The sequence below is a fragment of the Shewanella sp. KT0246 genome (genome assembly GCF_019654955.1).
Lineage (GTDB): Bacteria > Pseudomonadota > Gammaproteobacteria > Enterobacterales > Shewanellaceae > Shewanella > Shewanella goraebulensis.
The window spans coordinates 29,772-39,514 of record NZ_BPEV01000040.1 but is presented as its reverse complement, the minus strand read 5'-3'; the positions used below and the strand labels follow the sequence as shown (position 1 = coordinate 39,514).

The 9,743-nt window shown below is 41.2% G+C and carries 7 protein-coding genes; all 7 read right to left on the bottom strand.

Annotated elements, in window-relative coordinates; translation table 11 throughout:
• Window positions 1-255: 255 nt before the first annotated feature.
• Window positions 256-687 carry a nucleoside-diphosphate kinase gene (gene ndk, locus K5Q58_RS17215; RefSeq protein WP_102526368.1) on the bottom strand — a complete coding sequence of 144 codons (432 nt, stop codon included), beginning with the start codon at window positions 685-687 and terminating at the stop codon, window positions 256-258.
• Between the two features lie 217 nt (window positions 688-904).
• Window positions 905-1,558: a TetR/AcrR family transcriptional regulator gene (locus K5Q58_RS17210; protein WP_220755124.1), complete on the bottom strand. Its 654-nt coding sequence runs from the start codon at window positions 1,556-1,558 to the stop codon at window positions 905-907.
• 296 nt (window positions 1,559-1,854) lie between these two features.
• Window positions 1,855-4,899 (bottom strand): DUF1566 domain-containing protein, encoded by a 3,045-nt coding sequence (locus K5Q58_RS17205; RefSeq protein WP_220755123.1) that lies wholly within the window; start codon window positions 4,897-4,899, stop codon window positions 1,855-1,857.
• A gap of 168 nt (window positions 4,900-5,067) precedes the next feature.
• Entirely contained in the window at window positions 5,068-6,465 is a 1,398-nt protein-coding gene (locus K5Q58_RS17200; RefSeq protein WP_220755122.1) for an ATP-binding protein, read from the bottom strand.
• Window positions 6,462-7,142 (bottom strand): response regulator transcription factor, encoded by a 681-nt coding sequence (locus tag K5Q58_RS17195; protein WP_220755121.1) that lies wholly within the window; start codon window positions 7,140-7,142, stop codon window positions 6,462-6,464. The genes K5Q58_RS17200 and K5Q58_RS17195 overlap by 4 nt, the downstream gene beginning before the upstream one ends.
• A gap of 330 nt (window positions 7,143-7,472) precedes the next feature.
• The gene (fdx, locus tag K5Q58_RS17190) at window positions 7,473-7,811 is read right to left on the bottom strand and encodes an ISC system 2Fe-2S type ferredoxin (RefSeq protein WP_102526364.1); all 339 of its coding nucleotides are present in this window, start codon (window positions 7,809-7,811) and stop codon (window positions 7,473-7,475) included.
• Between the two features lie 8 nt (window positions 7,812-7,819).
• Entirely contained in the window at window positions 7,820-9,682 is a 1,863-nt protein-coding gene (hscA, locus tag K5Q58_RS17185; protein ID WP_220755120.1) for a Fe-S protein assembly chaperone HscA, read from the bottom strand.
• Between the last annotated feature and the right edge of the window lie 61 nt (window positions 9,683-9,743).

Here is a 9,743-nt window from a genome sequence, read left to right as displayed (position 1 = left end):
GTAATAACTCAATCTGATTAGAAGGTAATTGCAACAATTGAATTTTTAGCAAATAAAAAAGGAATACTTATTCACATATATGAAAATAAGAAAGTCTCGGTTTCGATTGGAAACACAAAGAAAAATCAATCGATAAAACGGCTATAAGTTCCGAGCAGGGGTTGGAATAGAAGCAAGAAGAGCTATCAGCAATTTTAGGCACAAAAAAAGGAGCCATTAGGCTCCTTTTTTGCGTAATTCAGTAAGAATTAAGAATTAACGAGTGCGAGCACATAACTCTTCAGCACTGAAGAAGTATGCAACTTCACGTTCTGCAGATGCTACAGAATCAGAACCATGAGCAGCATTTTCGTCGATGCTTTCAGCAAAATCTGCACGGATTGTACCTTCAGCTGCTTCAGCTGGGTTAGTAGCACCTAAGATTTCACGGTGAGCTAGAACAGCGTTTTCGCCTTCAAGCGTTTGAACCATGATAGGACCAGAAGTCATGAATGCAACTAAAGCACCAAAGAAAGGACGTTCGCTGTGCTCAGCGTAGAAGCCTTCAGCTTGTTCTTTACTTAGGTGAACCATTTTAGAAGCGATGATTTTCAGGCCAGCAGTTTCAAAACGGTTGTAGATAGCGCCAATGTGGTTTTTTGCAACAGCATCAGGCTTAATGATAGAAAAAGTACGTTCGATAGCCATGAAAAGCTTCCTTCTTGATATAGGGTTTTTAAATTCGCGCGGATTATACGAAATTTACGTCAACATGCATAGGCCTAATGGCATCACATAATCAAAATGTAACCATGTGACTTAGGTTCTACTCAATTTGTGATAAACCTCAAGCTACTCAGCAATAAAGAACTCACATTTAAACGACTCTATTTAGCCATCGTTCAAACCAATAAAGCACTGTACATTACTGGTTCGCAAAACTCGGCAGTAAGTAGTTAAGCAGCATTTGGGGGAGTTCTGTTACGAAGGTTTCTTGATCCATTGAGCATGCTATTGCAGGCGTTAAACTAGGGTATAGAATCTTATCAAGTAAACTGTTAATCAACATATATATCGCCATGTCGGCAGCTTGCTGCTTTTTAAGGTCAACTTGAACCGAATCATTGTTGTCGGGAGAAAACTTTAATAACAAATTTGATAAACGGCTATAGGCTTCATTTCTATCTAGAGTGGGGTTAGCAAACATAGTATCTGAATGAAGCCGTGCATTTAAATGAATAGTCCTAAAAACGCTTTTTCTAGCATCAAGAAAATCGTTGGTTGAACGACACAACAAAGTCACTTGCTGCTCAAGCGTATGACATTCTGCGGACTCCATTTGATCAATCCATTGTCCTAGTTCCTTCCCAAACGCATCGTAAAGCAGCGGCAATAACGCTTCTTTGTTTTCAAAACGACGGTAAAAAGTACCTACAGACACCCCAGCACCTTCAGCTAACTCTTTAATGCTGATGTGCTCAAAATATTTAACTTTAAGGGCGTTTTGTAATGACACTAGAAACTTATCATGGGTTTCTTGACTGCGTTTTTGTTTCGGACGTAAATCAGGTGCTGACATTGACTATTCCATTCAAAATCAATAAGTGCGAATAACTCATCGCATCATACAATTTATTGTAGGCAAACTCTAACTCAAGGTTAATTCAAAGCCTAAAAGTGATAATTCACTGTGCGGCCATTATTTATATCGCAATTTGACGCTATAAAATCAAGTGACGAAATAAAAAAGCAACGGCTGAGTGCCGTTGCTTTTCACGTAGACTCAATCAACTCAACGTCAATTGCTTGGTGTTTGCTAAACAGAGCTAGCCCCAATTGGCCTACCAGCAGCAGTTAATTAAAGCTGCTAACTAACTATAGCTGTTCACCATTTTTATCTTCACCAATGAGGATCCAACTTGGGTTGCTGTTGTAGTCAGGGTGTAGCTGCCAATTACTAGCATCATAAATCCATGGTTGTATGCACGTTCTATCGGTCACACAAGGATCAGTTAGCGCATCCATGAACTCAACAACGGTATTAGATTGATCGATGTTAATATCGATTTCTGGCGCAGGCGAATTAGATGTTGTTTCATCAAAACTCTGCCTAAATAAAAAGCGGGTATTGTCGAACGCATAAGGATTCATGTTGTTATAAACCTGCTCACAACTTTCACCATATTTACTCATGATATCCACTACCGAAGTTAGCTCACAGTACTCAGCATTACCTATTTCATTGAATGAAGCATTAGCATTAAGAATTGTACTGATGCCGAGTAAGTTATTCATCGCACCGCCAGGATTGCCATACACATCCATCACTTGAGTTAATGTCGATAATGCGCCGTTGTGCATATAAGGCCCTGTCACGGCAATGTTAAGCAAAGGCGAAGTGCGAAAATGATATGCATCTCCTATATCACCCGTCACATTCTGACGCCCAAAATCACTACCAGTGACAAACTGGTTGTCATCACCATTACCTGGGCCAACCTGGCCTAAACCAATGGCATGAAATTCACCATCGGTAAAGTTGTCACCTGAATGACACTGGCTACAGGCTGCGCCGCCTTCATCACCCGCGGTCATAAATAACACCGCTCCGACTTTTTGATTAAAACTCAATGTATCAATGTCTTTATTAGATTCACCACGCAAAGCTGCGAGGTATTCTTTCCATGGATTATCAGCAAAAATCATCGACTCCTCAAAAGCGGCTAGTGCTTCGGCAATTAAATCAAACGTAATAGTGTTATTGCCATAGGCATCAATAAATAATGCCTCCCATTCAGCATCTCCTTCAAAACGTTCAGCGAGCATATCGCGATACGCTTGATTGCTTGTGCCTAAAGGCTCATCACCGCGCATTTCATTGTGAGTAATGGTTGGAAAACGCGACTGAGCATTGGCAAGCGATGCCCCCGAAGGAATGTTGTTATCAGCAGTGGTAGAACTAGTTGAATCTGGGGTAATAATACCGCCATCAGTGCCGCGAGCTCCTGGCGTATTATTAACACTTTCTATTCTGGAGTCCCAAAATAAGCCCCTATCTAACAACCCCAGATTAAATATGGTTGGCGCATTACGACCAATAACAGGATAGCCTTCTAGCTCACCTGCATCACTGCCATTAAAATAACGGCCTGATCCAAGCAAGTTAGGGTTAAAATCATGAAAAACATCTACCGCATCATATCCCACTGGCCAAGATAGATTATCACCACCACCAAGCACCGGGTGGTGACAAGATGCACATGCAGTATCGTATTCGCCACTTAAGCGTTTAGAGTAAAATAATGCTTTACCTAATTGGGCTTTGGCATCATTGATGTTAGGTAAATCGCGGCCTACAGTTGGGTCGCCCGTTAAGCCTTGTTCATTAATTAGCACTTGAGCGTGAATATCAACAGGTTCCATGCTGCCAGATACCGTACCTAAACCATCATCACTTATGATGGCCTCTCCTTCTTGAACATCAACTTCTGCAAGCTGTAAATCGTCAATGCCAGAACGTACGACTCTCACTAACATTGCATCGCTGCGGCCCTTAAACCAATTTAACCCTGTTTTGAAATTAATAAACCAAGAGTCCTGTGAAAACTCAATCATAGGTGATGAGCTCCAAGTGTATTCTTGGGTTGTGGCGGGAAATACATTTAAATTAATCGCAGGTGAAACGGTTGTGAAATCAACCAGCGAAAATAACTCTTTATTGTTCGGTAAACGCCAATCACTGTAGCCAGCCAAATCATGATTCTGCGCAAACGCTAACGCATCCCCCCAATCCATCGCATCAGCAGTTCCGTTATCACACTGCAGCCCATCAAGACCGGCAACACATTGAGCCCACATTAATCCTGTAGCCGAATCTGTTACGGTGCCATCATCATGTACCACATAACGCTCATCTGGCGTTTCTTGTATATTGGCTTCAGTTGAAACGGGATCAATCACTCTAACTAAACGTATTGCAGCAGATTGATAACGTTGAATATTTTTATTATTCCCAAATACATATTGAAAAGCCCAAGCATAGAACTCACCATGTTCGCCACTGTAGGGTAACGCACTCCAATAGAATTCACTTACAGTATTCGGAAAGTAATCGGTATCTATTTTTGTCGCACGACTTGAGGCACCAAAGTGCGCAATTGACATTAAATGGCTGTTACTCGGTACTCGCCAGTCACTGTAACCACAAAGGTTTTCTTCATTGGTTGTGATGATTAACCCATTCCAGTCATCATAGTAATCACCTTTTCGTTCAATCCCTTCCCTTTCTCGTGCAGTTAACCCGCCCCAGCGATAAGTATTGCTCGCATCACGAATACCACCGTCTCGAGTTTTAACTTCCCACATTAATCCTGTACGATTATCTCGAACGCAGGCCCAAGGGGAAGATGTATAGTTGCCACTGCCAGTATATTCAGAGCCATCTGCATTTATACGAGTGAAATCAAACCCATTAGCACCATTTTGCCCTGAATCAGTAACAGCACTTCGTCCTTGACTGCAGTCTTGCGCTAAATTCGTTACATTATCACTTGCCGTAATACTCACACTGCAATCAGTGCCGTTTCTGTCATAGTCCGACCCAAAACCAATCCCGGTGTCATTGAGCGCAGCCATGCCAAGATTGAAATTTTGCACTGGCGCCTCACCAGAACCACCGTCATTCCCACCTTCACCACCATCGCCACCATCGCCACCACCATCTTCATTATCTTCTCCACCTGAACCGTCTTCCCCCGAATCTTCATCACCCGTATTTCCTTCACCAGGGTCGCCTCCTATTTCAGTTTCATCACTACTGGAATTGGAGTCATCGCTACCACCACAGCTTGCTAAGAAAAAAATGAATATCAAAGAACAGAGAATACGAAGTGTGCTTTTAATTTTTAGTTTGGTTATCACAATACCGCTCCAATATGTTGTTAACTTTTTTGTATCATAAACTGACAAAGATGAGCGGAAGATGAGCAAATAAAATTGATTTAAGGTTTATAACGCAAAGAGATGTTTATCATTAAATAACTGAAGGTTAAGTTAAATTTTACTAATAACTTTATAACAATATTCTGTTTACTTAGCTTCTATAGGATATTTGAGATTCATATATAACTGTTGTCCATGTAGTTCAGCAATGAGTTCAAGTGACAATGCTTGTGTTGCACTTTGTGCTATTGAAAGCCCTAACCCTACATGCTTAGTTCCTGTTCGAGACAGATCTTTACGCCACAATCTATCAAACATAGTATTCAAATCATCTCGGTTGAGATTAGGTGCATCATTCACGACTCGTATAACGGAATATCTACTTTCACTGTCGATTGTGATTTCACTATTCTCTGGGGCATATTCCACCGCATTACTGATTAAGTTCGAAATAATCATCCTTAAAAGCCGAGGATCGCTCTGGACACAATAACCATCATCAATAAGCTGATTAATTGTCATGTTGCGTTGGTTAATTTGGTTAGTGTGTAACGAGATACATTCTCCAACAAGGCTCGCTAAGTTCACTTGTTCTAACAAAACTTCAGCACGTGAGTTTTCAACTCTGGCTAATGAAAGTAAACCATCGATGGTCTGTTGCAATTGCGCTGAAGATTCAGCAATATAATGGAAATCTTCTGTTGAGGATTGCTCAGGCCACTTTAGCGCTACTTCACTTGTGGTGCGCATCGCCGCTAGTGGTGTGCGTAACTCATGGGCTAAGTCGTTATTAAACTGACGTTCTCTTGCAAAACTTTGCTCTAACCTAGCAAGTAATTGATTTAATCTTGCCACCAGCGGCGTAATTTCAGCAGGCACATCAACTTCAACTAATCGATTGTGTAATGACCCCGCTTCGACATTAGCCACTTGCTCTGACAAGTCATGAATAGGAATTAATGCTCTTTTAATTACAACAATAAGAATCGCTGATAATAAACTGCAGAAAAACAGCCCGCCTAACAATAATTGAAAAGCAAACGCAGATAATCTCTGATTAATATCTTCTCGGTTAATCGCCACAGAAACATTGATAGCAGGTCGTCTTGGTCCACCTTTTAGCGTAAATGAGTGAACACGGATATCAGCACCGGAGCTTAATTGGCTATTGAACTGAATCCCATCAACATTGTTCGTTGCAACTAGCTCTTCGGAGAGATGAAGTTGTTCACTACCTAAGCTAATTGATTTACTCAGAGTTTGACCGCTGAGGCCCCAAGTTTGCAGATAGTAACCACTTTCCACATCGTTGAGTTTTAATTTGGTGCTTGAAGCAAAGCCTTGTTCTATTCCTACAGCGCCGAAACGAGGTGTTGGTCTCATCAACGTTAACTTCATGATCCGAGAAAATTCATTTAGCTCATTATTAAGGCTGGCATTTAATCTGCGCTGTTCAGAAAAATACAATAATGAACCCGCTAATATGGCAATAATCACAAAGCTTGGTACTAGCCATATTAAAAGTTTACTGCGAATACTCTTCATGGTTTTTTCTGGCTAATCATATAACCCATACCTCTTCGAGTATGAATAAGCGGTGCACTTGATGTAGATACGCTAATGGCTTTTCTTAATGCACATATTGCAGTATCGACAACATTACTCGTTGGGGATACTTGTTCATCATAAATATGTTGTTCTATTTGAGTACGGGAAATAACGCTATCAGTGTGCAACATCAACAACTCTAGTAATGCATACAACTGAGAAGGTAAAGCAATGGCTTGTTCTGCACGTTTTACCGTTTTAGCAGACCTATCCAATACAAGATCCGCAACCACAAGTTTCGGCGAACGGTGTTGATATTTACGTCGAGCTAATGCTTCGACGCGAGCAATCAATTCTTCAATTGCAAAAGATTTAACTAAATAGTCGTCCGCACCTAAACGCAGTCCAGCTACCCTATCTTCAATAGAATCTTTTGCAGTTAAGAACAACACTGGGGTTTCATTGTTTGCCTCGCGTAGTTTTTTAAGCACTTCACGGCCATCCAAGCCTGGCAACATTATATCAAGAATGATGACATCATAATCATGCTCTAATGCCATCCATAAACCTTCTTGTCCATCACCTGTGGCATCAACTGCAAATCCAGATGCTTTTAAGGCTTTAACCACCGGTCGACGTAATGCTTCAGAATCTTCGACCAACAATAATCTCATATAACCCCACTTTAAAAATTAAATGCTTGGACAATAAACTCAGTAAAATCTATATGGCGAACTCTATGACATAATCATACTAAAGATAACATGAGCAGAAGATTAACATTCAAATTAATCTTGTTACTTGTCAATACTTTTGGATGTCAATTCAATAAAGCCAATCTCTTGCTCAAAACTGCTAATTTTGGATAAATGGCTTTATGACGAACGGCTAAAACACACATGCCCCTTTGCTATTAAGAAGCAGAACTACACAAATATGAATAAACCAAAAAGGGCAATAACATTGCTGTTATTGCCCTTTCATATTCTAAGTTAGAATCTAGCCTAGTGTCCTTCAGACACCATGTTGACAGTGTACTTGGGAATATCAATCACTAAGTCACAATCAACCACTTTAGCTTGGCAAGATAGACGACTCTCAGGCTCTAAACCCCATGCTTTATCAAGCATATCATCTTCTAACTCATCGCTTTCTTCTAGTTGGTCAAAGCCTTCACGAACAATACAATGGCATGTAGTACATGCATTCGACTTTTCACAGGCGTGTTCAATGTGGATGCCATTTTTTAATGCAACATCTAAAATGGTTTCGCCAACTTCGGCTTCAACAACTGCTCCATCTGGACACAGCTCTTCATGTGGTAAAAAAACTAACTGTGGCATTTCATCACCTATATATTATCGACAGACTGACCTTTCAGCGCTGCTCGAATTGAATTGTCCATACGACGATTAGCAAACTCTTGAGTTTGTGCATCTAATGCTTCAATCGCTTTTTCAATAGCGTCGGTATCTTCACCCTGAGCAGTTAATTGTAACTGTTCAATGGCGGTATTAATCTCAGCTTGCTCTTGAGGATTAAGTAAATCGGCATCTTTGGCTAATGCTGCGCTCAAGGTTTCTACCACTCTTGAAGCTTCAACTTGTTGCTCAGCTAACATTCGACGAGTGATATCATCTTTCGCATGTTTCATTGAGTCTTTTAGCATAGTCGCGATTTCGGTATCAGATAAACCAAATGAAGGCTTAACTTGAATCGTGGTTTTAACTTCAGTTGATTTTTCCATCGCTGTAACACTCAACAAGCCATCAGCATCCACTTGGAAAGTCACCCGAATATGCGCTGCGCCTGCAGCTAATGCAGGAATACCATTTAAGGTAAAACGCGCTAATGAGCGACAATCATCTACTAGCTCACGTTCACCTTGTACAACATGAAAAGCCATAGCCGTTTGGCCGTCTTTAAATGTGGTGAACTCTTGTGCTCTGGCAACAGGAATGGTGGTATTACGCGTAACGACTTTTTCAATTAACCCCCCCATGGTTTCGATACCAAGGGAAAGCGGGATCACATCCAGTAATAATAAATCTGATTCTGGCTTATTGCCCACTAAAATATCGGCTTGAATCGCAGCGCCAATGGCAACAACGCGATCTGGGTCAATAGACGTCAGTGGTGTTTTTTTGAAAAAGCTCTCAACTTGCTCACGTACTAACGGTACACGAGTAGAGCCGCCAACCATGACAGTTTCAATAATTTCATCAGCAGTGACATCTGCATCACGTAAAGTGCGGCGACAACTTGCAATGGTCTTTTTAACCAGTGAGCCGATTAATGACTCAAACTCAGCTTTTGAAACTTCAGTATTTACCGTATCGCCATTATCTAGAGTGACAGACGCAACACAAGTATCAGTATTGGTTAATTGCTCTTTGACTCGACGCGACTCAATTAATAACTGACGCGATAAAGAGGCAGAAAGGTCATTAAGCCCTAAAGCTTGTTGTAAATGCGCTTGTAAAAGGTGGTCAAAATCATCGCCGCCTAGCGCAGAGTCGCCGCCAGTTGCTAAGACTTCAAATACGCCACGATTAAGACGAAGGATTGAGATATCAAAAGTCCCGCCACCTAAATCATAAATAGCAATAACACCTTCTTGCTTAGTATCTAAACCATATGCAATAGCTGCAGCAGTAGGTTCGTTTAATAAACGTAATACTTTAACGCCCAATAACTCAGCAGCATCTTTAGTGCCTTGACGCTGTGCGTCATCAAAGTAAGCAGGTACAGTAATTACCACACCTTCTAAATCACCACCTAAGGTTTTTTCAGCACGGCTAATAAGCGGTTTAAGAATTTCTGCAGATACTTGAACAGGATTAACAGCACCATTAGCCGTATTAAAAATAGGAAGACCATTGTCACTGGCTGTTAAATCGTATGGCAGTTGATGCTCACCAGCTTGAATATCGGCAAGGCTTCGCCCCATAAAACGTTTCACTGAAACTATGGTATTTTTAGGATCTTTGGCAGAGTGAATTTGAGCTGCTACGCCAGTTTCGATAATGCCGTCCCCGTAATGCACAACCGAAGGTAGCGAATGCTGGTTGTCACTATCAGGTAAAGTCAGTGCTTCACCACTTCTCACAGCCGCAACTAATGAATTTGTTGTACCTAGGTCGATGCCCACAGCTAGGCGGTGCTGATGTGGCGCAGCGCTTTGACCGGGCTCAGCGATTTGAAAAAGGGCCATAGTATTCCAATTGTTTAGTAATCAAGAATCATTCAAAAGATAATAAAAAGCCCTGTTACAG

What these genes read in the sequence shown, in the direction of transcription:
- ndk (WP_102526368.1), bottom strand. Translation starts at nt 687, where the DNA reads ATGGCTATCGAACGTACTTTTTCTATCATTAAGCCTGATGCTGTTGCA.
- K5Q58_RS17210 (WP_220755124.1), bottom strand. Translation starts at nt 1,558, where the DNA reads ATGTCAGCACCTGATTTACGTCCGAAACAAAAACGCAGTCAAGAAACC.
- K5Q58_RS17200 (WP_220755122.1), bottom strand. Translation starts at nt 6,465, where the DNA reads ATGAAGAGTATTCGCAGTAAACTTTTAATATGGCTAGTACCAAGCTTT.
- K5Q58_RS17195 (WP_220755121.1), bottom strand. Translation starts at nt 7,142, where the DNA reads ATGAGATTATTGTTGGTCGAAGATTCTGAAGCATTACGTCGACCGGTG.
- fdx (WP_102526364.1), bottom strand. Translation starts at nt 7,811, where the DNA reads ATGCCACAGTTAGTTTTTTTACCACATGAAGAGCTGTGTCCAGATGGA.
- hscA (WP_220755120.1), bottom strand. Translation starts at nt 9,682, where the DNA reads ATGGCCCTTTTTCAAATCGCTGAGCCCGGTCAAAGCGCTGCGCCACAT.